The 20769-nt window shown below is 68.6% G+C and carries 19 protein-coding genes; 6 read left to right on the forward strand and 13 right to left on the reverse strand.

The window, feature by feature from the left end; genetic code table 11:
• Positions 1-11: 11 nt before the first annotated feature.
• Together topA and C563_RS0109560 are read right to left on the reverse strand one after the other, a co-directional pair.
• Entirely contained in the window at positions 12-2738 is a 2727-nt protein-coding gene (gene topA, locus C563_RS0109555) for a type I DNA topoisomerase (RefSeq protein ID WP_018761827.1), read from the reverse strand.
• A 123-nt stretch (positions 2739-2861) separates the two neighbouring features.
• Positions 2862-4499, reverse strand: coding sequence for a N5-glutamine methyltransferase family protein (locus tag C563_RS0109560; protein ID WP_018761828.1), 1638 nt, complete (start codon positions 4497-4499; stop codon positions 2862-2864).
• A gap of 43 nt (positions 4500-4542) precedes the next feature.
• Here C563_RS0109560 and C563_RS0109565 point away from each other — a divergent pair, with 43 nt between their 5' ends.
• On the forward strand, positions 4543-5013 hold the full coding sequence (locus C563_RS0109565; protein ID WP_018761829.1) for a hypothetical protein: 471 nt from the start codon (positions 4543-4545) through the stop codon (positions 5011-5013).
• A 51-nt stretch (positions 5014-5064) separates the two neighbouring features.
• Positions 5065-5628, forward strand: coding sequence for a hypothetical protein (locus C563_RS0109570; protein WP_026264600.1), 564 nt, complete (start codon positions 5065-5067; stop codon positions 5626-5628).
• Positions 5629-5637: 9 nt separating this feature from the next.
• Here C563_RS0109570 and trhO read toward each other — a convergent pair whose 3' ends face one another.
• Entirely contained in the window at positions 5638-6534 is an 897-nt protein-coding gene (trhO, locus tag C563_RS0109575) for an oxygen-dependent tRNA uridine(34) hydroxylase TrhO (RefSeq protein WP_026264601.1), read from the reverse strand.
• 126 nt (positions 6535-6660) lie between these two features.
• Between trhO and C563_RS0109580 the strand changes: the two genes are divergently transcribed.
• Both C563_RS0109580 and C563_RS0109585 read left to right on the forward strand, forming a co-directional pair.
• On the forward strand, positions 6661-7353 hold the full coding sequence (locus C563_RS0109580) for a GNAT family N-acetyltransferase (protein WP_018761832.1): 693 nt from the start codon (positions 6661-6663) through the stop codon (positions 7351-7353).
• A gap of 73 nt (positions 7354-7426) precedes the next feature.
• Entirely contained in the window at positions 7427-9802 is a 2376-nt protein-coding gene (locus C563_RS0109585) for a DEAD/DEAH box helicase (RefSeq protein ID WP_018761833.1), read from the forward strand.
• A gap of 122 nt (positions 9803-9924) precedes the next feature.
• Here C563_RS0109585 and C563_RS0109590 read toward each other — a convergent pair whose 3' ends face one another.
• The 7 genes from C563_RS0109590 to ssd form a co-directional block, all read right to left on the reverse strand.
• A complete protein-coding gene (locus C563_RS0109590; protein WP_109045376.1) occupies positions 9925-10308 on the reverse strand; it encodes an Rv3654c family TadE-like protein in 384 nt (127 codons plus the stop codon).
• Positions 10309-10382: 74 nt separating this feature from the next.
• Positions 10383-10955, reverse strand: coding sequence for a TadE family type IV pilus minor pilin (locus C563_RS21040; RefSeq protein WP_231369865.1), 573 nt, complete (start codon positions 10953-10955; stop codon positions 10383-10385).
• The gene (locus C563_RS0109600) at positions 10952-11332 is read right to left on the reverse strand and encodes a DUF4244 domain-containing protein (protein ID WP_018761836.1); all 381 of its coding nucleotides are present in this window, start codon (positions 11330-11332) and stop codon (positions 10952-10954) included. Before C563_RS0109600 ends, C563_RS21040 begins: the two co-directional genes overlap by 4 nt.
• Before the next feature lie 161 nt (positions 11333-11493).
• The gene (locus tag C563_RS0109605; protein ID WP_018761837.1) at positions 11494-12102 is read right to left on the reverse strand and encodes a type II secretion system F family protein; all 609 of its coding nucleotides are present in this window, start codon (positions 12100-12102) and stop codon (positions 11494-11496) included.
• Positions 12099-12896, reverse strand: a complete 798-nt coding sequence (locus tag C563_RS0109610; RefSeq protein ID WP_018761838.1) for a type II secretion system F family protein — start codon at positions 12894-12896, stop codon at positions 12099-12101. Before C563_RS0109610 ends, C563_RS0109605 begins: the two co-directional genes overlap by 4 nt.
• Positions 12893-14197, reverse strand: coding sequence for a TadA family conjugal transfer-associated ATPase (locus tag C563_RS0109615; RefSeq protein ID WP_018761839.1), 1305 nt, complete (start codon positions 14195-14197; stop codon positions 12893-12895). Before C563_RS0109615 ends, C563_RS0109610 begins: the two co-directional genes overlap by 4 nt.
• The gene (gene ssd / locus C563_RS0109620; protein WP_081624137.1) at positions 14194-15393 is read right to left on the reverse strand and encodes a septum site-determining protein Ssd; all 1200 of its coding nucleotides are present in this window, start codon (positions 15391-15393) and stop codon (positions 14194-14196) included. The genes C563_RS0109615 and ssd overlap by 4 nt, the downstream gene beginning before the upstream one ends.
• Positions 15394-15494: 101 nt before the next feature.
• On the opposite strand from ssd, the gene C563_RS0109625 reads away from it, so the two are divergent.
• A complete protein-coding gene (locus tag C563_RS0109625) occupies positions 15495-17228 on the forward strand; it encodes a bifunctional 3'-5' exonuclease/DNA polymerase (RefSeq protein ID WP_018761841.1) in 1734 nt (577 codons plus the stop codon).
• Positions 17229-17382: 154 nt separating this feature from the next.
• The gene (locus tag C563_RS0109630) at positions 17383-17571 is read left to right on the forward strand and encodes a YegP family protein (protein ID WP_018761842.1); all 189 of its coding nucleotides are present in this window, start codon (positions 17383-17385) and stop codon (positions 17569-17571) included.
• Positions 17572-17574: 3 nt separating this feature from the next.
• Here C563_RS0109630 and C563_RS0109635 read toward each other — a convergent pair whose 3' ends face one another.
• From C563_RS0109635 to C563_RS0109645, 3 genes are all read right to left on the reverse strand, one after another.
• Positions 17575-18252, reverse strand: coding sequence for an NUDIX hydrolase (locus C563_RS0109635; protein ID WP_018761843.1), 678 nt, complete (start codon positions 18250-18252; stop codon positions 17575-17577).
• Positions 18249-19043 (reverse strand): endonuclease III, encoded by a 795-nt coding sequence (gene nth, locus C563_RS0109640; protein WP_026264603.1) that lies wholly within the window; start codon positions 19041-19043, stop codon positions 18249-18251. Before nth ends, C563_RS0109635 begins: the two co-directional genes overlap by 4 nt.
• An 83-nt stretch (positions 19044-19126) precedes the next feature.
• Positions 19127-20503 (reverse strand): hypothetical protein, encoded by a 1377-nt coding sequence (locus tag C563_RS0109645; protein ID WP_026264604.1) that lies wholly within the window; start codon positions 20501-20503, stop codon positions 19127-19129.
• Positions 20504-20769 lie beyond the last annotated feature (266 nt).

Consider the following 20769-nt stretch of genomic DNA (forward strand, 5'->3'; position numbering starts at 1 on the left):
CCGGCCAGGCACTACTTCTTGGCCGTTGCCTTCTTCTTTGCGGGTGCCTTGCGGGTGGCCGTCCGCTTGACCGGGCCCTTGGCGCGCTTCTCGGCCAACAGTTCCACGGCCTGTTCCCGGGTGAGTTCCTCCAGGGAGGTGGCACGCGGAACCGTGATGTTGGTGATGCCGTCGGTGATGTACGGACCGAACCGGCCTTCCTTCACCACGATGTTCTTCTCCGACACCGGGTCCGGACCGAACTCGGCCAGCGGCGGCACGGCGGCACGGGCGCCGCGCTGCTTGGGCTGTGAATAGATCTCCAGCGCCTGCTCCAGGGTAATGGTGAAGATTTCCTCTTCGGATCCGATCGAGCGCGAATCCGTGCCCTTTTTCAGGTAGGGACCGAACCGGCCGTTCTGCACGGTAATGAGGTTGCCTTCGGCGTCCTCGCCCAGCGCGCGGGGCAGGCTCATGAGCTGCAGGGCTTCGTCCAGCGTCACGGACTCCACGGTCATGGACTTGAACAGCGAACCCGTGCGCGGCTTGGCCTTGACCGGCTTCTTGGGCGGCTTGGGCTTGCCGTTCTTGTAGTACTCCACCGGCTGCTTGGCCAGGTCTTCGTCGGTCATTTCCGGGATGATCTCGGTGACGTAGGCGCCGTAGCGGCCGTTCTTGGCCACGACAGTGTGTCCCGTGTGCGGGTCTGCACCGAGCACGCGCTCCTCCGGCGCCGCAGTCTCCATCAGCTCAATGGCTTTGGCTGCGGTCAGTTCGTCCGGGGCCAGGTCCTCGGGCACGTTGGCCCGGGCCGACTCCACGATCTCGCCCGTCTTGGGATCGACGACGGCTGCCGAACTTTCCAGGTACGGGCCGAACTTGCCCACCCGCAAGGTGATGTCGTCGGTGATCGGGATGGAGTTGATCTCACGGGCATCGATCTCGCCCAGGTTGTTGACGATGCTCAACAGTCCGGGGTCGGAGTCTTCGCCGAAGTAGAAGTGCCGGAGCCACGAAGCTCCTGCCTCCTGGCCGTTGGCGATCTTGTCCAGGTCGCCTTCCATGTCGGCGGTGAATTCGTAGTCCACGTAGTCGCTGAAGTGCTGCTCCAGCAACCGGATCACCGAGAACGCGATCCAGCTGGGCACCAGCGCGGAGCCCTGCTTCCGGACGTAGCCGCGGTCCTGGATGGTGGAAATCGTGGACGCGTACGTCGACGGGCGGCCGATGCCCTTCTTTTCCAGTTCGGCGGTCAGGGACGCTTCCGTGTAGCGCGGCGGCGGCGAGGTTTCGTGGCCTACCGCCTGGATGTCCGCGGCGGTGAGGGAGTCGTCCTTGGCCACGTTCGGGAGCCGGCGTGCTTCGTCGGACTCGTCATCGCCGCGGGTCTCGTCCTTGCCTTCCTCGTAGGCGGCCAGGAAGCCGGGGAAGGTGATGACGGTGCCGGAGGCGGAGAACTCGGCGTCCCGCCCGTCGGCGGCAATGGCACCCAGGCGGATGGTCGCCGTCGAGCCCTTGGCGTCGCCCATCTGGGACGCCACGGTGCGCTTCCAGATGAGCTCGTACAGGCGGAACTCGTCCCCGGAGAGCTGCTTGGCAACCTGGGCCGGCGTGCGGAAGGAGTCTCCTGCCGGGCGGATGGCCTCGTGCGCTTCCTGCGCGTTGGCGGCCTTGTTGGAGTAGACGCGCGGGGACTGCGGAATGTATTCCGGCCCGTAGAGCTCCGAGGCCTGCCGGCGCGCCGCGGTGATGGCTTCGTCACTCAGCGCCGACGAGTCCGTACGCATATAGGTGATGTAGCCGTTTTCGTAGAGCCGCTGGGCCACCTGCATGGTGCTCTTTGAGGAGAAGCGCAGCTTGCGGCCGGCCTCCTGCTGGAGGGTGGAGGTGGTGAACGGCGCGGCCGGGCGGCGGGTGTACGGCTTGGTGTCCACCGAGCGGACGCGGAAGTCCGCATCCTGGAGCCCGGCGGCGAGGGACGTCGCAAGCTCCTCGTTGAGGTGGGCCACGTTCTTGGCGGTGAGCTCGCCGTTGTCGTTGAAGTCGCGGCCGCTGGCCACCTTGGCGCCGTCAACGGCGGCGAGCTTGGCCTTGAACGAGCCCGAGTCCGCGCCGAACTGGCCGGTCAGGTCCCAGTAGGAGGCGGCTTTGAAGGCCATGCGTTCGCGTTCGCGGTCCACCACCATGCGCGTGACCACGGACTGCACGCGGCCGGCGGACAGGCCGCGGGCCACCTTGCGCCACAGCACCGGGGAGATCTCGTAGCCGTACAGGCGGTCCAGCACGCGGCGGGTTTCCTGCGCATCCACCAGGTCCTGGTCGACATCGCGCAGGTTGCCCATGGCGCGCTGGATGGCTTCCTTGGTGATTTCGCCGAACGTCATCCGGTAGACCGGAACCTTGGGCTTGAGCACTTCGAGCAGGTGCCACGCGATGGCTTCGCCTTCGCGGTCCCCATCGGTTGCGAGGTAAAGTTCGTCGGCGTCCTTGAGCGCTGCCTTGAGCTCGGTCACCTTTTTCTTCTTGTCCGGAGACACCACGTAGTAGGGCTTGAAGTCGTGGTCGATGTCGACGGCGAACTTGCCCACCGACGTTTTCTTCAGCTCGGCGGGGAGTTCGGACGGTTGCGGCAGGTCGCGGATGTGACCAATGGAGGCCTCTACGATGAAGCCCTCGCCGAGGTACTTGGCGATGGTCTTGCTCTTGGCCGGAGACTCCACAATCACGAGTTTCTTGCCGGTTTTGGCCTTGCTTGGCACGGTGCTCCTACAGAAAAAGGTTGCTGGGGCAGATGAGCCCATGTTCGCCTAGTTCACCATATTTTGGGGAATCGTGCGCATTCATGTGGAAAAGACGGGGCGCGGCCTGGAGCATAAGGGGGCTTACTGTTCGGCCGGAAACACGGCCGGAATGAGGAAGCCGTCCCGCACCAGGTTGGCCACGTCGGCAAGCAGCAAGCGCTGGAACGACCCGGCCTCGCCGCCCAGGAGGGCCTCCAGGGCCGCGGCGATCTGCCCGGCGGCCAGGTCGCCGTCGCACGCTGAGACGAACCCGGCCAGCTCGGTGCTCATCAGGTTGGTGCGGCGCAGCCCGGCGCCCTGCCGGAGCAGGATCACGCCAGGGTGCTCGGCGCCGGGGCGCTGGTGGCGCTCCTCGGTGACGTCGTCGGCCACGAGCAGGTGCGTTCCGGCGAGATCGTGCGCTGCCAGCCAGTCGCTGCGTTCGACGGCGGCGCCCAGGTGGGGTCCGATGGGCTGCTCGATGGGGTATGTGATTTCCTCAAAGCGGCTGATGGTTTCCTGCCCGGCCGCAGCGGGGTGCCGCAGCCACACCATGCCAAAGCCGATCCCGGCGACGTTCCGGGACCCGAAATCCGCGAGGTACGCGGCGTAGGCGTCCCGGTAGTGTGCCCGGTCTCGGGATTCGGAGGCGTCCTGCAGCCAGGTTTCCGCGTATTGTTCCGGGCTGACCTGCTCCCGCTGGATGAACCAGGCGTCGGTGCCTGCCCGCACCCAGGACCTCGGCCGCTCGTCCCAGTTGGCGCCGGCGGGGACTTCCCAGTTTCCCAGCAGCTGGGCCACGCCGCCCGGCGCCAGGACGCCGGGCAGGTCCGCCACCAGGGACGCGACGATCTCATCGCCCGGCAGGCCGCCGTCGCGGTAGGTGAATTGGCCGGCCGCGTCCTCTCCGGCACTGCGCGGCGTGATCACGAACGGCGGGTTGGACACCACCAGGCCGAATTCCTCCCCGGCCACCGGCTCCAGCAGCGAACCCAGGCGCAGGCTCACCCGGTCCTCGAGCCGGTCCGGGTCCACGGAGAGTGCCTCGGCGTTGAGCAGGATGTTGAAGCGGGCATAGGCCAGGGCGCGTTCGGAGATGTCGGTGGCGGTCACGTGCTGGCAGTGGTGCAGCAGGTGGAAGGCCTGGATGCCGCATCCCGTGCCCAGGTCCAGGGCGCGTTCGGTGTGCTGCCGGACGGTGGTCTGCACCAGCGTGGTGGATGCCTGCCCGATGCCCAGGACATGGTCGTGCCGCAGGACTCCTGCCTGCTGGTGGGCCGCGAGGTCGCTGGCCACCCACAGTTCAGCGCCGCCGCTGCCGTCGGGGTTGGCATCCCAGCCGTACGGGCGCAGGTCGGCTTTGGCCGTGATGCGGGGCGTGCCGGGGACGGGCTGGACCAGCCCCAGCTCCAGGAGCCCTTCCACGCCGATGCCCGGCAGCGCGGCGTCGAGCGTTTCCCGTTCCTGCGGCTCGGCCAGGAGCCACAGCCGGACGACGGCGGCAAGGGGTGCCGCCGCTGCGGTGCGCTGCACTGCCTGCGCGGTTGCCAGCATGGCGGGAATGACCTGGTCCCGGTTCAGCGCCGCGGAGGCCGTGGGCCCCAGCAGCCGGGCGACGCCGTCGAGCGTGTAGTCGATCCTGCGGAGGTCTGCGGCGAGCGCCGCCAGCAGCCCGGGAAGGTCGCTGCGGGGTGCGTCGGGAGTGTTGCCGGCGGTGAACTCGTACGGGGATTTAGGCACCGCTCAAGTTTAGTCCGGCCCGGCAGCGGGGTACGGTGGAAGCATGCCTTCCCGCCTGACCTTCCTTCCGCGCGCCCGCACCGCCGCGGTACGCCGTACGCTGCCGGCGGTACTGGTGGCCGCAGCCCTTGGGCTCACCGTCGCAGGGTGTTCGCCTGCGGGCTCGGTGGAGGCCGCGGATGTTCCGCAGTGGCGGGCCACGGCGCTGCCCACGTCCCCGGCGGACGTGGTGCTTCAGGATTCGGGCAAGATCCTCAACCGGGACCACCTCGTGCAGGAAGCACCTTCCGTTCCTGCCGGCAGCTACACGCTCACGGCGGTGTGTGCCGGCACCGGCAAGGCGTTCTTCGCGGTGTCACTGGACGGCAAGGCCGTCACCGAAGCGGGTGCGGCCTGCAACGGCCGTGCCGAGACCACCAGGATCAACCTGCCTGCCGGCGGCCGGGTCCAAATCAGCAGCTCCAGCGTGGACGCCCCGCTGCTCTACGCGTACCGGCTGGCCCCGGCGCAATAACACCGGTTTCCGGCTCTGGCCCGGCGCCCGTCGCGGGCATACAGTCGGACTATGCCCAGTGTGCGGAGGTTCTCCGCGCCCCTTCCCCGAAGGACAGCACGGGCGCCGCGGGCACCGAAGCCCGCGGCCGCCGTCGCCCTTGGACTGGTGCTTGCGGCAGGTGCCCTGGCGGGCTGCGAATATACGTACGACGACGGCCGGGCCGGTGCCGTCCAGGGCGGCACTACCATCGCCCCGGTTCCAGCGTTCACCCGCGATCCTTTGCAACAGGACCCGGTCAGCGGCGCCGACCTCGATGATTGGGTGTCCCGTGCCCTGCCGGAGGGTACGGCACCCGAGGTCCAGGCCGATGCCGGGTTGTTGGGGTCCGGCGAAGTGCGGACCGTGGCATCACCGGCACTGGAGACCGGCACATACTCGCTGGCCTTGGCCTGCCGAAGCCAACGCCGGGTAGCGTTCACGGTGAGCACCGAGGACGTGACGCTGGTGGATCTTGGCCTTCGCTGCGGCATCAACCGGGAGAACGTCTTCTATCTCTCCACCCGGAGCGTCCTGACGGTGCGGCTGGAAGCGGGCAGCGCGGCGAACTATGCGTTCCGGCTCCGCAGGCTTTGACGTGCGGGCTCAGGCAGCGGCGCAGCCTTCGGGGCAGCGGAGCGTCTCCGGGCTGGAGGCGCACCCGGCGCAGTACAGCGTCAGGGTCCGGCAGCTGGGGTTGGAGCAGTTCTCGAATTTGCTGGTGGGTGCCGAGCAGCGGGCGCACTGGCCGATCGTCTTGGCGTCCTCGCTGAACTCGAGGTGCATGCGCTTGTCGAAGACGTAGAGTGAGCCTTCCCAGAGCCCCTGGTCCTTGAAGGCCTCGCCATAGCGGACAATGCCGCCGTCGAGCTGGTAGACCTCCTTGAAGCCGCGGTTCACCATCAGGCTGGAGAGGACCTCGCAGCGGATGCCGCCGGTGCAGTAGGTGACCACGGGCTTGTCCTTGAGGTCGTCGTACTTGCCCGAGTCGAGTTCCTTGATGAAGTCGTGCGTGGTGGCGACGTCGGGGACCACGGCGTCCTTGAACCGGCCGATTTGGGCCTCAAAGGCATTCCTGCCGTCGAAGAACACCACGTCCTCGCCGCCCTGCTTCTTGGCGTCCACCAGTTCGTGCAGTTCCTCGGGCTTGAGGTGCTTGCCTCCGCCCACCACTCCATTGGCGTCGACGGTCAATTCTCCGGGCGCACCGAAGGAGACGATCTCGTCCCGCACCTTGACGCTGAGCCTGGGAAAGTCCTCTGCGCCGCCGTCGGACCACTTCACGTCGATGCCCCGGAACCCCGGGTACTCGCGGGTGGTCTTGACGTACTGTTTGACCGCGCCGATTTCCCCGCCCACCGTGGCGTTGATTCCGTCCTTGGAGATAAGGATGCGGCCGGTCAGGCCGAGCTTCTCGCAGAGGGCGCGCTGCCAAAGCCGCACGGCGTCCGGATCCGCGATAGGGGTAAAGCCGTAAAAGAGCACAATTCGGTTCAAAGCCACGTATTTAAGGGTACCGCCGGCCCGGAGCAGGGTTACCGCCGGCCCGGGAGCGGGGGCGCATCACAATTCCATAAGCACTGGGCCACCCCCTGTTGCTGGCGATCCTGCTGGAATAGTCTTCATGCCATGAGTCAGGAAACCCTGGTTGAAGACATCACTGGCCTTTTTCAGGTGTGGGTTGCGGGCTGGGCCGGATGTCGCGGCTACCGGACCTCGACGCAGGGCCGGTTCCCCGCTGTGCTCCGGGCTGATACCAGCGGTGACTGGGAAGTTTTTGCGTCCGAACCCAGCCCCGACGAATTCGCGGCCCTGGCCGCCACGACTGCCGAAGCGCCCGCCCGCGTGCTGACCATCCTTACGCGCGATCCCGCCCGGTTCACCGGCCTGGCGGCCAAGCACGGGTTGAACGTCACCTCCGATTCGCAGACGATGATGATCGTGGACATGGAGACCCAGGACGCCGAGGATCCATGGCTTTCCGACGACGACCTGAGCCTGTCCACGTTCGAGCGGGATGGCGTGCACTACGCAGAGGTCCGCTCCGGGGACGAGATCGCGGCCAGCGGAAGGGTATTCGTCGTGGGCGATACCGCGGTGTTCGACAAGATCATCACCGAGCCCGCATTCCAGCGCAGGGGCCTGGGCAGCCTCATCATGCGGGCCTTGGCGGCACAGGCCTTCGGCCACGACGTGCGTACAGGACTCCTGCTGGCGTCCACTGACGGACAGAAGCTGTACTCACACCTGGGCTGGACCACGGTGGCCCGCGTCCTGATGCTCTCGGCGTCCCACGACGGAGCGGATCTTTCGCTCAGCTGAGGGTGGCCCGGCCCGGTTGTGCGTTTGGCGAACCGCTGCCCTCCGGCTTGGTGCCGGGTGGAAGAATAGTGGGGTGACCCCCCATGACTCCCTGATTCCCCTCCTGGGCCGCGGCCCGGAACCGGAACAGCTCCGTCATGTCCGCACCATCCCTGCGCGGGAGGCGGTCCACGAGCCTTGGCCTGAATGGATGCACCCGGACCTCGTTGAGGCATACGGCTCGCTCGGCATCCGGGAGCCGTACCGCCACCAGGTGGAGGCAGCCAACGCCGCCCATGAGGGGAAGCACGTGGTGGTGGCCACCGGAACCGCGTCGGGGAAATCGCTGGCGTACCAGTTGCCGGCGCTGGACGCGATCCACCGGTCGGAGTTGCGTGTGCTGGCCGACCCGGGGAAGATCCACGACGACGGCGCCGTGACGCTGTACCTCTCCCCCACCAAGGCACTGGCGGCGGACCAGTTGAACGCCATCCGGGCTTTGAAACTGCCTACGGTCCGGGCGGAGACCTACGACGGGGATACCGATCCAGCTGCCCGCCGCTGGATCCGGGACCACGCGAACTTCATCCTGGCCAACCCAGACATGCTGCACTTCGGCATCCTCCCCAACCACGCGTGGTGGGCGTCGTTCTTCCGCCGGTTGCGCTATGTCATCGTCGATGAGGCGCACAGTTACCGTGGCGTGTTCGGCTCCCATGTGGCTAACCTGATGCGGCGGCTGCGCCGGATCTGCGCCTACTACGGGGCAGGATCGTCGTACCCGGAGCCGGTGTTCATTGCGGCATCGGCCACGGCGTCGGAGCCTGACGTCTCCTTCGCGCGCCTCATTGGCGCCCCCGTCACTGCGGTGTCCCGCGATTGCTCGCCCCACGGTGCCACCACGGTGGCACTCTGGGAACCGGCGCTGACGGACGTCCGCGGCGAGAACGGTGCCAAGGAACGACGGACGGCCGTGGCGGAGACCTCTGACCTGCTGGCCAACCTGGTGTCCGCGCAGATCCGCACCATCGCGTTCATCAAGTCACGACGTGGCGCGGAAACCATCTCCGCCATTACCAAACGGCTCCTTGACGAGGTGGATCCGAGCCTGCCGCAACGCGTGGCCGCGTACCGCTCGGGCTACCTGCCGGAGGAACGCCGGGCGGTGGAGAAGGCGTTGCGTTCCGGCCAGTTGCTGGGTGTTTCCAGTACGTCGGCCCTGGAACTGGGGATCGACATTTCCGGCCTTGATGCTGTCCTGGTGGCCGGGTGGCCTGGAACGCGGGCCTCGCTGTTCCAGCAGATCGGCAGGGCGGGCCGCGCCGGCCAGGATGCGATTGCGGCCTTCGTGGCAAGCGACGACCCCCTGGACACCTACCTGGTGAACCATCCCGAAGCCATCTTCGACGTTTCGGTGGAAGCAACGGTCTTTGACCCTTCAAATCCCTACGTCCTGGGGCCGCATCTGTGCGCCGCGGCCGCTGAACTTCCGCTGGGACCGGCGGAGCTCGATCTCTTCGGCGATACCGCAGAGATGCTCCTGGACCGGCTGGTGGCACAGGGCTACCTCCGGCGCCGGCCGGCCGGCTGGTTCTGGACCCATTCGCAGAGTGCCGCCGCCATGGTCAACCTCCGGGCGGACGGAGGGGGACCCGTCAGCATCGTGGACGCCGAGACCGGTTCGCTCCTGGGAACCATGGACTCGCCGCAGACCCACTACCAGGCGCACACCGGGGCGGTGTACGTCCACCAGGGCGACACCTATGTGGTGGAGGACCTCAACGAAGACGACCACTGCGTCATGGTGCGGCGCGCCAACCCGGACTATTACACGACCGCGCGGGACGTGACCCAGATCGAGGTGCTGGAGACCCAGCGAACCATGCAGTGGGGTGACGTGACGGTCCACTTCGGCGACGTAAAGGTCACCACCCAGGTGGTTTCCTTCCAGCGCAAGGCACTGATTTCCAATGAGGTGCTGGGCGAGGAACCGTTGGAGCTGGGCGCACGCGACCTTTTCACCAAAGCGGTGTGGTTCGTGGTGGAGAACCGTTCCCTGACGGCGGCGGGACTGATCGAGGCACAGTTCCCGGGTGCCTTGCACGCTGCCGAACACGCGGCAATAGGGCTTCTTCCCCTGGTGGCTTCCAGCGACCGGTGGGATATCGGCGGGGTCTCAACCGCACTGCACGCCGATACCGGGGTGCCCACCATCTTTGTGTATGACGGGCACCCCGGGGGCGCCGGGTTCGCCGAACGGGGGTTCGACAAGGCCATGGTGTGGCTGGCGGCCACGCGGGACGCCATCAAGGCCTGCGAGTGTGACACCGGCTGCCCGTCCTGTGTCCAGTCGCCCAAGTGCGGCAATAAGAACAACCCGTTGGACAAGGCCGCGGCGGTAACCCTGCTGGATGTCCTGCTCAAGGACGCCTCGGAAGCCAGCCGGGAGGTGCTGGACGCCAGGAGCTGAGCGGAACGTGCCGGTCGGAAGGACGTGCAGGGCTGAAGAACGTGGGGACTGAAGGACCTGCAGGCTGAAGGATGTGCGGCGCGGCGTGGACAGTCCCGTGCGCCGCCCCCCATGGCATCTCCTCACGGAGGTGGCCCGGCCCGTGCATGTCCCGTGGCGGCGCCCAGGAGCGACCGTTCGTTAAGCTCGGTCCGCACGTCAATCGTCTGCCCGGCACCTTCCACGCAACTGATCACTGTGGCGGCATGGCGGCCCGATACCTCTGAGGCAACCATGCAGGGTTCCCCGGTGGTGATGCCGCGGAGGGCGTCGGCCGCTGCGAGGGCTGCCAAGTCCGCGGCTGCAGCCGCCCGGCTGGCCAGCACGGCCGACTGGGCGAGCAAGAGCATGACGGCCATGGCTGTCATGACCACCAGCGCCAGCCCTGCCGCCATTACCGTTCCGGAGCCGCGCTCCCGGCCATCGTGCGCACCCGTCCAGCTGGACGAACCGCCAAGGCGACCCAGCCTGTCGGCTGGGCACTCCCTTGAGGCTGGGCGGCACGCGCGGGCCTTTGCTGGGAGGCGCGTTTCCATCCCCGTCACCGGTTGCCCTTTCCATCGGTCAGGCCGCTGCCGTTGCGGGTCCCGTCTGCGCCACCGGTTCCCGGCGACTCACTCCGCGTCGACGCGCGTGCGGTGAGGGTCCACGGAATGGACGCTCCCAGCGGTCCGGACACATGGTCGGTGACGGTGATGCTGAACCATTCGCCGTCGGCCGCAATGGACGCGGCCGCCGAGTCGCCGGCAAGGGTCCTGACTGTATGTTGCACGGCGCCGGGGTCTTCGCCCCGGGCCAGGGCCCGCGCCCCGGCGCGGGCTCCTTCTTCGATCCGCAGTTGCGTCATACCTGCGGCGGCTCCGGCCAGCAGCATGGCAAGCAGCGCCAGTACCGCCGGCAGCGCCACGGCGAACTCTGCTGTGACCGCGCCCCTGGCCATCCCCCTGGGCGACACATCGGCAGTGCCCGGTACATTGTGTTTGTGCGGCGCATGGGGCGGGTCCTGCGAACTGGTGTTGCCCGCGGCCTGGCGTTTGTCCGGCGAACGGGTCCTGCCTGGGGCATGGGGCGTGTCGGGTGAATCGGCAGTGCCCGGCGCCTGGGGGCCGGTCACGGCAACGCCAGCGCGGTCCGGATCAGGTTCAGCAGGAAGCCGCGGACTTCGTCACTGCGAAGGATGAACACGAGCAGCCCGGCGAAGCCGACAGCGGCCAGGGTGGCGATGGCATATTCCGCCGTGGCCATACCTGCCTCAGAGCCCAGCAGCCCGGCCCTGCGCCGGTTCCCATGCCGGAATGGATCCGATCCCGGGTAAAGCTCAACGACATTGCCGTCTGCGGCCGCTGCGCCATGCCTGGCAGAAGCGATGGGCGCGGAAGCGTGCCCGGTACCGCCGGTGGCGAACCCTTGACCGCCGGGTGAGGTGCCGGCCGTGGCGGAGTCGGCGAGCGCAGGGGTTCCGGCGGAGCAGCGGTGGTGGTGGATGGACATGTGTTTTCCTTTCGCGGGTCTGCCGGGGTGTTTCCCGGCTGTCTCGACTCTTCCCGCCGGCGCTGCGGCCGGTAAGGGGTGGGGTGGGCTAAGTGGAAAAGCCGGGCCGCCGCCAGCTTGTGGAGGAAAGGACAGAGGCGCCGGGGTATCCGGGCGGAGGTCTAGGAACCGGATGGAACCAAGGCAAGCAGCACCGGGACGACGCCCAGGCAGATGAAGGCCGGCAGCGAGCAAAGGCCCAGCGGGACCACCAGCTTCACGCCGAGCGACGCGGCGCGTTTTTCTGCGGCACGGAATCTCTCCCGCCGAAGCCTTGCAGCCTGCGCATACAGGATCGCGGACGAGGGTGCGCCGGTCAGCGCGGCAAACCCCAGGGCATCCCGAAGCTCCAGGACCTCCGGGAGCCGTACCGCGGAGCTGCGCCACGCCGTCTCCCAGTCGGCGCCGATGGCCAACGCGGAGACCACAGGACGCAGCGAGTCCCGGTAGTGGGGAGCTGCGGAAGCGGCCACCAGTTCCAGCGAACGTCCGATTCCGGCGCCGGCATCCAGCATTGCCGCCACGAGTTCGAGCATCATGGCCGTGTCCTTGAGGCCGCGGGCACAGCGGTTTTCGGTCCGCGCAGCCGCCTGGCGGTGGTTCTCCCGCGGGGTGTCCAGGTTAAGCTGCCGCAGGCGTTGGCGTGACCGGCTGCGGCCCGAGCACGACAACCAGGCAGCCATGGCGAGGAGCAGGAACAGGGCCGGCCCGTGGCCCCATTCCGGCATCATGGCCCTGACTCCGCGGCGGCCGAAACGAGCCGGGCGGACCACACCCGGCCGGCCATGGTAAGGACTACGCCGCCTGCCAGCGCTGCCAGTCCCAGCGGAGTGCCCAGCAGCGTGGCCACCGGATCGACCCCCAAGGCTGCGCCCAGGCCGAGTCCCATCAACGGAAGCCAGGTCAGCAGGCGGACCGTGGCCTTAGGCCCGGCGAGGGCCGTCTGCCTGGCGGCGTCGGCGTCCTCCGCGGCCTCCAGCTGGGCCGCGAACCTGGTCAGCACGTCAGCGAGCGGGCATCCACTGGCTTCAGCGATATCGAGGCAGGCCGCCAGCTCGGACCATGTTCCGGCTTCACGGTCCCGGCCCGGAAATGCCGTGGGAAGCACCCGACGGATGGCCTCGGACACGGGAGCTCCGGTAGCCGCGGCTGCACGCGCTGATGCGAGGACTGTGGTTGACCCCCTCGACAGTACGGGGCCCAGGGAGCGTGCGGCGTCCTGGAGCCGCTGCTCTTGGCCGCCGGGGACGCCGTACACGGTCCACAGTTCATCCCACAGCCGGGCGGGCGTCCTTCCGCCCCTGAGCAGCGCCGCCAATTGCTGCACCACCAGGGTCAGGCCCATTCCGCGTTTACCGACAGAGTCGCGGCCGGCGCGCCGGGACCACGGCACCATCGTGCGCCTGGTGGTTCGTTGCGCACCCGGGGAATTCCGCGCCACGGAACGCAGCCTCGCCGGCGCACGCAGCGGCGGTTTGAGGAGCAGCGCGGCGGTGCAAAGGAGCGCCGCCAGGAAGAGTGTCACAGGGCTTCCCCGGAATCCAGCCCCAACCGGGCAGCCAGCGCAGGCCACGCCGGACCCGGCTTTCCGGATTCCTCGACGGCCGGCACCACGCCTAGGCCCTCGGGACCGTCGCCGAGGAGTCCCACACAGAGGACTTCCCTGCCCCGGGGCGTCCGGCCGAGGTGGATGACCACGTCCAGCGCGCTGGCAGCCTGGAGCCGCACGGCCTCCGGTCCCAATCCGGCGAGGGCCCCGAGTGCTGTGAGCCTGGCCGGCACCGCCGTTGCGGTGTTGGCATGGATGGTTCCGCCGCCACCGCTGTGGCCGGTGTTCATCGCGGTGAGGAGCTCGCGCACTTCGGGCCCCCGGCACTCGCCCACCACCAGGCGGTCCGGGCGCATGCGCAGGGCCTGCCTGACGAGTTCCCCCAGGTCCACGGCTCCCCCGCCTTCAAGGTTTCCATGACGCGATTCAAGGGCCACCACGTGCGGGTGGACCGGGTTGAGCTCGGACGCATCCTCGATCAGGACGAGGCGTTCGTCCGGCGCACACAATCCCAACAACGTGGACAGCAGCGTGGTCTTGCCGGAACCGGTGGCCCCGCTGACCAGGAAGCTTAACCTCCTGGCCACCACGGCCTCCAGCACTGCCTGCACCCGCGCGCCGAACATTCCGGCGGCCCGAAGCTCCGCCATGGTGAACACCTGCTCCCGGCGGATCCGGATGCTCAGGAGCGTCCCGGACGTGGAAACCGGCGGCAACACGGCGTGGACACGGTAGCCGCCGGCAAGCCTTACATCGACGCACGGCGAGCCGTCATCCAGGCGACGGCCACCTGCAGCCACAAGCCTGCCGGCCAGTGCCCGCACCTGGGCTTCATCGGCGAACCGGACGGAAACCCGCTCGATGCCATGTCCCCGGTCCACCCAGACAGAACCCGGCTCGTTCACGAAAATGTCCGTGACGGCCGGATCCCGGGTGAGTTCCTGAAGCGGGCCCAGGCCGTTGAGTTCGGCGCTGATCCGCTCTACTGCTGCCAGCGAACCGGCGGTACCCAGCAGCTTGCCGGTGGCCTGGACCGCCGCGGCAACCCGTGAAGGCGTCACGGCCCCTGCCTCGGCCATCATCGACTCGCGGACCGACTCCAGCAGGCCGGCGTCCACTGCCCTTCCGGTCCCTGCTGCATCCCGCGACCGCCAGGAGCGGCCTGCCTGGTTGGTTTCCAGGATCCGGGCGCTCCGCCGGGCGCCGGCGTTTCCTTGCGCCGCCCCGCTGCCCGGATCCCGCCCAATGATTCCGGGAGTTCCCTGCGGGTGCCTCATGCCACGTCCCCCGCGTACAGGTCATCGCCCAGCCAATCGAGGGCGGCGGCGGCGAAGCGCCGGATGTTGCGCCGCTTCCCCAAGTCCAGCAGGCGGCCCGCTTCCGTGGCACCTGGTACGGCGCGCAGTTCAGGGATCCTGCCATGCACCGGCAGCCCGACGGCGTCGGCGATCAGTGAACTGTCCAACGCGGCGCCCGAACGCCCGCGGACCAGCAGTGCCGCCTCGACCGGGGGAAGCTCCTGGAGCAGTCGCACGGTTGCCACCGCCGCCTTAAGTTGGGCCGGGACCACCACCATGATCCGGTCGCAGTCCCACGCCACCGTGGTCAGCGGCCCTGCACCCCGCCCCACATCGACCACCACCAGTTCGTAGCCACGGCGGGCGGCGTCGAGGACCTCGGCCATGGCAGCGGCAGGGACCGGCAGCGGTTGCTCCCGGGTGGCAGGCCACGAGAGGAAGGACAACCCTCCCGCCGCAGGCAGGGAATCCACCAGCTGCACGGGGTCGATGCTGCCCCTGGCCTCGGCGAGGTCCGGCCAGCGGAGGCCAGGATTGTCCTCCGCGGCGAGCGCAAGTTCAAGTCCCCCGCCCCAGGGATCGCCGTCAACCATCAGGACGCGCACACCGAGCCGGGCGGCTGCCTGCGCAATCCAGATGGCAGCCGTGGTGGCCCCTGCCCCGCCGCACCCGCCCGTGATGCCCAGGACCACTCCACCCGGACCCGGTGAGCGGGACCGGCTGAGGTGGTCTGCCAGCCAGGCCGCGGCGTCCGGTAGTACGGCAACGCGTTCCGCCCCCAGGGCGGCGGCGAGGTGCCAGAGGCTGTCCCCTTCACCGTCCAGGCCAACCATGACCGCCGGCGTGCGTCTGCGCGGCGGCAGTTCCCGCACATCGCTGCCCACAAGGACTGCTGCCGCGGTATCCCAGTGCCGCCCGGCTTCGACGGCATCGGGGACAACACGCAAGTGCGCCCCCGCGGCCGCCACGATGCGCTCCACCTCGGAACGCAGTACCCCGGAGGCGGTGACCAGCAATACTTCACCGGACCCATCCGGCAGCCAGGCCGCGCCTCGTACGTCCCTCCCATCGGCTGACCCAACAGTCGGGCCTGCTTCCCCGTCCGGCGGCCGCCGCGAAGGTGCCCCGGAATGTCCCGGGCCGGACCGGGGTGCGTTCAGCTGGTGCCTGCTCATGGAGCCACTCTGTCCACATCCCGACCCGTGGAGTAGGCAGGAAATCCTGTATGTGGACAACGTGCGTCGGGGCAGCTCCGCGGACAGGGCAGAATTGGAGCATGTACCTGCTGCTCGCCGCCCATTCCCGCGGCGCGGTACTCCAGCAACTGACGCAGGCGGGACATCCCGAACCGGCCAACCCGGAACCCCGGCCCGTGGCACTGACGGACCTTGCCGCCGTCGTCCGCGACCTGGAAGCCCGGCGCCCCGGCGGCCAGCCGCCCCGCTGGATTTGGCACCGGACGCAGGACTGGTATCCGGCACTGCTCACATCCGGGGTGGAGGTGGAGCGTTGCTATGACGTCAGCCTCTGCGGCAACATCCTGGCCTTTTCGCAGTTCAGCGCGCACACCGAGTACGCCCGGAACACGGACCGGGTCCCCGTGGAGGATCCGCTGCTGCCCCCGAAGACACTGCTGCCGCCGCGTCCCCCCGCAGACCAGGGCGCATTGTTCGACGACCCCAACGCCGGTGCCGCGCCGGGCGTGTCCCTGGACGAGCTCCGAACCGAGTACGCTGCCCAGCAGGCCGCCATGGCTGCGGTGGACACGGCGGAAAACCGCCGGAACCGGCTCCAGCTGCTGCTGGCGGCGGAGTCAGCGGGCGCCATGGTGGCTGCGGAGATGCAGCACGCCGGCGTCCCGTGGCGCGAAGACCTGCACGAACAAATACTGTCCGGCCACCTCGGGCCCCGGCCCTCCGCCGGGCAGCGTCCGCCTAGGCTCGAAGCGTTGGCGGCGGAACTGCGCGGCCTGCTCAACGCACCCGGACTCAATCCCGATTCGCCGCAGGACTTGATGCGGGCCCTGCACCGTAACGGAATCGAGGTGAAGAGCACCCGGAAATGGGAGCTGAGGGAGTCGAGCCACCCGGTCATTGAGCCGCTCTTGGAGTACAAGAGCCTGTCCCGGCTGCACACAGCCAACGGCTGGTCCTGGTTGGATGCCTGGGTGGACGGCGGCCGGTTCCGGCCGGAGTACGTCGTGGGGGGCGTGGTCTCGGGCCGCTGGGCTTCCCGCGGCGGCGGCGCCCTGCAGATTCCACGCCAGGTCCGCGGTGCCGTGCACGCCGATCCCGGCTACAAGCTCATCGTTGCGGACGCCTCGCAGCTCGAACCCCGGGTCCTGGTGGCCCTTGCCCAGGATTCGTCCATGGCGGAGGCGGCCCGGGACCAGGACCTCTACGCCGGGATTGCCGCCAAGGGTTTCGGCGGGGACCGGGCCAAGGCGAAGATGGCGCTGCTGGGCGCAATGTATGGTGCCACCTCCGGTGAAGCAGGCCGGCTGATGCCGCAGCTGGCACGCACCTATCCCCGCGCCGTCGACTTCGTGGAGCGGGCGGCACGGGCGGGCGAAGCCGGAGGAACGGTCACCACCAGGCTGGGCCGGAGCAGCCCTCCCCCGTCCGAGCGCTGGTACCAAAGCCAACGTTCGGCAACAGCGGAGGAGCAACGGCGGGCCGAGTCGATCGCCCGGTCGCGGGGCCGTTTCACGCGGAACTTCGTGGTCCAGGGCTCGGCGGCGGACTGGGCGGCGTGCTGGCTGGCTGAATTACGACGACGGTTGCGCACCTTGCGGGCTGCAGGCGCGGTGGGGAGCGGGGCCGGCCGGCCCGAGCTGGTGTTCTTCCTCCACGACGAAGTGATGGTTCACGCGCCGGCAGAGCGGGTGGAGGCTTGCATCGCCGCCATCGAGGAAGCGGCCAGGGCGGCCAAGGAACTGTTGTTCGGCCCAATACCGGTGGAGTTTCCGGTGAGCCTTGCCGTGGTGGATTCCTACGACCGTGCCAAGTAAGGCGCCCGGAGTTCGGCAGGAAAACACGCCTTTGAGACGCAAGGTAACCTACCCGGCAGTAGCTCGACGGGTACGGTGGCGGCGGTTACAGTCAAAATGGCTGAAGCAGATCCGGTCACTGATGCAACGACGCATACTAGGGAGGTCCCCGTCCATGGCGGGAAGATTTGAAATACACCGTGTTGGGGACGAGTCCTACCGGCTGCGGCTTACCGACGCCGAAGGGAATATCGTCGCGGTTTCTCCGACTTTTCCATCCCTGACGATGCTGCGGGACGGAATCAAGGCAATGCGGGAGAATGCCGCCACGGGGATTGTTGTGGACTTGCGCCGGCAGGCCTGACGCCTAAACCGCAACCGGGTGCAGCCGGTTCCGGTCCCACGGGACGGACCAGCCGAGCTGGTCGAACAGCCCGCTGAGCACAATGCCGGTGAAGCCCCATACCAGCACGCCGTTGACAGTGAAGGCCGGGCTGTCGAACGTGCGGCCGGCCCGGTGGACGGTGGCCATCACCCGGTTGTCGGGGTCCAGCAGGTCCCGGACCGGGACGCGGAACACCTGGGCCGATTCACCGTAATCCACCACCCGGACCGGCGACGGGGCATGCCACCAGGCGAGGACCGGCGTCACCAGGAAGTTGCTGTGCGCCAGGCCCAACTCCTGGAGGGTGCCCAAGACCTCCACGCCGGCCGAGTCCAGCCCGGTTTCCTCTTCGGCTTCCCTCAGCGCAGCCGCCACCGGTGTTTCGTCCCGGTCGATGCTGCCGCCGGGGAACGCCACCTGCCCCGGGTGGGACCCCAGGGTGTGGGCCCGTTCCAGGAGCAGGACGTCGAGGTCGGCCGCGGCCAACGGCTTGGCTGACGCGGCAGGGACGTCGTCGAGAACGCCGAAAAGCATGAGGACGGCGGCCCTGCGGGCGCGCTCAACGTCCACGGTCAGCGCGGCCCAGCGCGGGTCAGGGGGGCCGGCGGTTCCCGATTCTGCCTGCCGGACCAGCCTGGCGAGGTCTTCGCGCGCGCTCACGGGGTCCTCACCTGGGACGCCATCCGGATCTCGGCGGCCCGGTGTTGCTCTGACAGGTACTGCTCCAGCAGGGCTTCGCTGCCGGGCGCCAACTCATATTTCAGGAGCTTGGCCGCCTTCGCCGGGTCCGTCTCTCCCATGCCATAGGAGGGGCACCAGTTGGCCACGGGGCAGGCACCGCAGGCCGGCTTGCGGGCGTGGCATACGCGCCGGCCGTGGAAGATGACCCGGTGGGACAGCATGGTCCAGTCCTTGCGCTCGAAGAGCCTGGCCACGTCCTGTTCGATCTGTACGGGATCCTCGGACTGCGTCCAGCCGAACCTTTTGGTGAGGCGGGCGAAGTGGGTGTCCACAGAGATGCCCGGGACGCCGAAGGCGTTGCCCAGGACTACGTTGGCCGTCTTGCGTCCGACGCCGGGCAACGTGACCAGGTCCTTCATCCGGCCCGGAACCTCGCCGTCGAAGTCGTCCACAAGGCGCGTGCACAGCGCAAGGACGTTCTTGGCTTTGGCACGGAAGAATCCGGTGGGCTTAAGGATGGTTTCCAGCTCCATCGGATCCGCTTCCGCCAGGGAACGGGCGTCAGGCCAGCGCGCGAACAGCACTTTGGTGACCTGGTTGACGGTGACGTCCGTGGTCTGGGCGGACAGCACGGTTGCCACGAGCAGTTCGAAGGGGTTGCGGAAATCGAGCTCCGCGTGGGCGTAGGGGTATTTTTCCGCCAGCGCCTTGTGGATGCGCCGCGCCCGCCGTTTCAGTGCCAGCAAGGATTCTGCCGGGACCACGGGCATGCCGGGAACCTGGTCTTTGTTCGCGGTTTGCCCGGCGGGGTCGTTCCCGCCGGGCATGGCCGCACGGAGCCCGGCCATGGGCGTCAGCCGCGCTCGATGTTGCTGAGGTCGCGCAGGATGCCCAGGCGGCCGTCAGTGTGCTGGACCAGGAACTCGTGTCCCCGGTCTTCCAGTGCCAGCACCCACCCGCCGGGTTCGATGACGAAGGCAGGCGCCCCGGTCCGGGGATCAAAGGCGGTGCGGTGCTGCGCCACGGCAAACCAGAAGGCCTCGTGGGCAGGCTGTGCGTCCGCCTCGTCGTGGCGGGCAGTGGGGTCCACGGTTGCGCCGATGGGCTCTTCGGGCCGGACCTGCTGGTGCACCGCGGTGGCGGCCGGTGGCTCCCAGGCCGGCTGCGGGGCACCCGCCGCCGGAGCAGCGGCTGCGCGCGTTTCCTCCGCCGCGGGCGTCGCTGCGGGACGGACGACGTCGGCTGCCTGGGTTTCCTCCGCCGCGGGCGTCGCAGCAGGACGGACGACGTCGGCTGCCTGGGTCGGCGGCCCGGCATCCACCTCGGGGGTACGGTCCAAGACCTCCGGTGCGGTGGACACCGGAGTGGAGGATGCCGGCGCGGAAGGAGCAGGTGCCGAGCCGGAAGGAGCAGGGGCAGGCGCTGCAGCAGCCGAAGCGGGCACGGCGGCCGTGGCGGGCGGCTGCCCGCTGCCGGCAGGTTCGTGGCTGGCGCCTCCCGGCTGGATCGCGGATGACCCGGCGCCTCCGCTGCCAAAGACGCCTGCACCCTTGAGTCCGAACCCGGTCTTGGACTGGGCGGAGCCGGACTCCGGCTTTGCTGGCTTGGGGGCGCGGGGCTTCCGCACCGGCACAGCGGCTTCGCGCGCCACGATATGGGCCGGCGCATCGGCCCGGCCTTTGAAATCACCGGCGAGGTAGGGGATGAAGCGGCCGAGGACCGTGGCGGCGAACAGGACGAGGGAGCCGATCAGGCCCACCAGCAGGCTGGTGGTATAGGCGCCGGCAACCGACAGGAAGAAAAAGGCGACGGCGAAGGAGGCCACTACCGAGGCGAACTGGTCGATAGACAGCGACCCCACCCGGATTTTAGTGCCCGGCACCAGGCGGCGTGCAGCGAACAGCGCGCTGGCGATCAGCGGCAGGATGATGCCCAGCCCCAGGAAGAACAGGTTGTTGAGGTTCCACAGGTTGTAGCGGGCGCCGAACAGTGGCAGCAGGGATGCGACGAAAAGGATCAGGGTGCCGGCGAAAACTGCAAGGTCGCGCACCGTGAACTGACCGAGCACTGCCTGGTTGGCGTTCGGGTCAATCTTCCCCGCGGCCGCCTTCTGAGCTGCAGCGGTGCTGCCGGCAGGGTTTTGGTTGCCTGGTCCCCCGGCTGACCCGGAGCCGCCGGGTCCCGCTTGGGTGTGCGGGGCCGTTCGCTGGCCGAAGCTCTGCTGGTTCATTCTGCTCTCCTTAGCGTGGCGGCACCGGGCCCGTGCGGACCCGAAAACTGTGCCGTCTTGACATGCGGTCCGGCTCCGGCCCGGCACGGTCCATGCCGGGCCGGAGCGGTCCGAAGTGAAGTCACAATTCCATCTCAGCCTAGTCAACAGCCAAGCTGATCACTAGCTGGCACGGGGCCGCCGGAGTGGCCTGCACACCATTCACCGCTTAACAAATGCCGTTCGCTGGCGCATCTGTGACGGCGGGCACATTGGGTCCGCGGCAA

Source organism: Arthrobacter sp. 135MFCol5.1, from assembly GCF_000374865.1.
Classification (GTDB): domain Bacteria; phylum Actinomycetota; class Actinomycetes; order Actinomycetales; family Micrococcaceae; genus Arthrobacter.

What these genes read in the sequence shown, in the direction of transcription:
- C563_RS0109565 (WP_018761829.1), top strand. Translation starts at nt 4,543, where the DNA reads ATGCCTTCCCGCCTGACCTTCCTTCCGCGCGCCCGCACCGCCGCGGTA.
- C563_RS0109570 (WP_026264600.1), top strand. Translation starts at nt 5,065, where the DNA reads ATGCCCAGTGTGCGGAGGTTCTCCGCGCCCCTTCCCCGAAGGACAGCA.
- C563_RS0109580 (WP_018761832.1), top strand. Translation starts at nt 6,661, where the DNA reads ATGAGTCAGGAAACCCTGGTTGAAGACATCACTGGCCTTTTTCAGGTG.
- C563_RS0109600 (WP_018761836.1), bottom strand. Translation starts at nt 11,332, where the DNA reads ATGTCCATCCACCACCACCGCTGCTCCGCCGGAACCCCTGCGCTCGCC.
- C563_RS0109605 (WP_018761837.1), bottom strand. Translation starts at nt 12,102, where the DNA reads ATGATGCCGGAATGGGGCCACGGGCCGGCCCTGTTCCTGCTCCTCGCC.
- C563_RS0109615 (WP_018761839.1), bottom strand. Translation starts at nt 14,197, where the DNA reads ATGAGGCACCCGCAGGGAACTCCCGGAATCATTGGGCGGGATCCGGGC.
- ssd (WP_081624137.1), bottom strand. Translation starts at nt 15,393, where the DNA reads ATGAGCAGGCACCAGCTGAACGCACCCCGGTCCGGCCCGGGACATTCC.
- C563_RS0109625 (WP_018761841.1), top strand. Translation starts at nt 15,495, where the DNA reads ATGTACCTGCTGCTCGCCGCCCATTCCCGCGGCGCGGTACTCCAGCAA.
- C563_RS0109630 (WP_018761842.1), top strand. Translation starts at nt 17,383, where the DNA reads ATGGCGGGAAGATTTGAAATACACCGTGTTGGGGACGAGTCCTACCGG.
- nth (WP_026264603.1), bottom strand. Translation starts at nt 19,043, where the DNA reads ATGCCCGTGGTCCCGGCAGAATCCTTGCTGGCACTGAAACGGCGGGCG.
- C563_RS0109645 (WP_026264604.1), bottom strand. Translation starts at nt 20,503, where the DNA reads ATGAACCAGCAGAGCTTCGGCCAGCGAACGGCCCCGCACACCCAAGCG.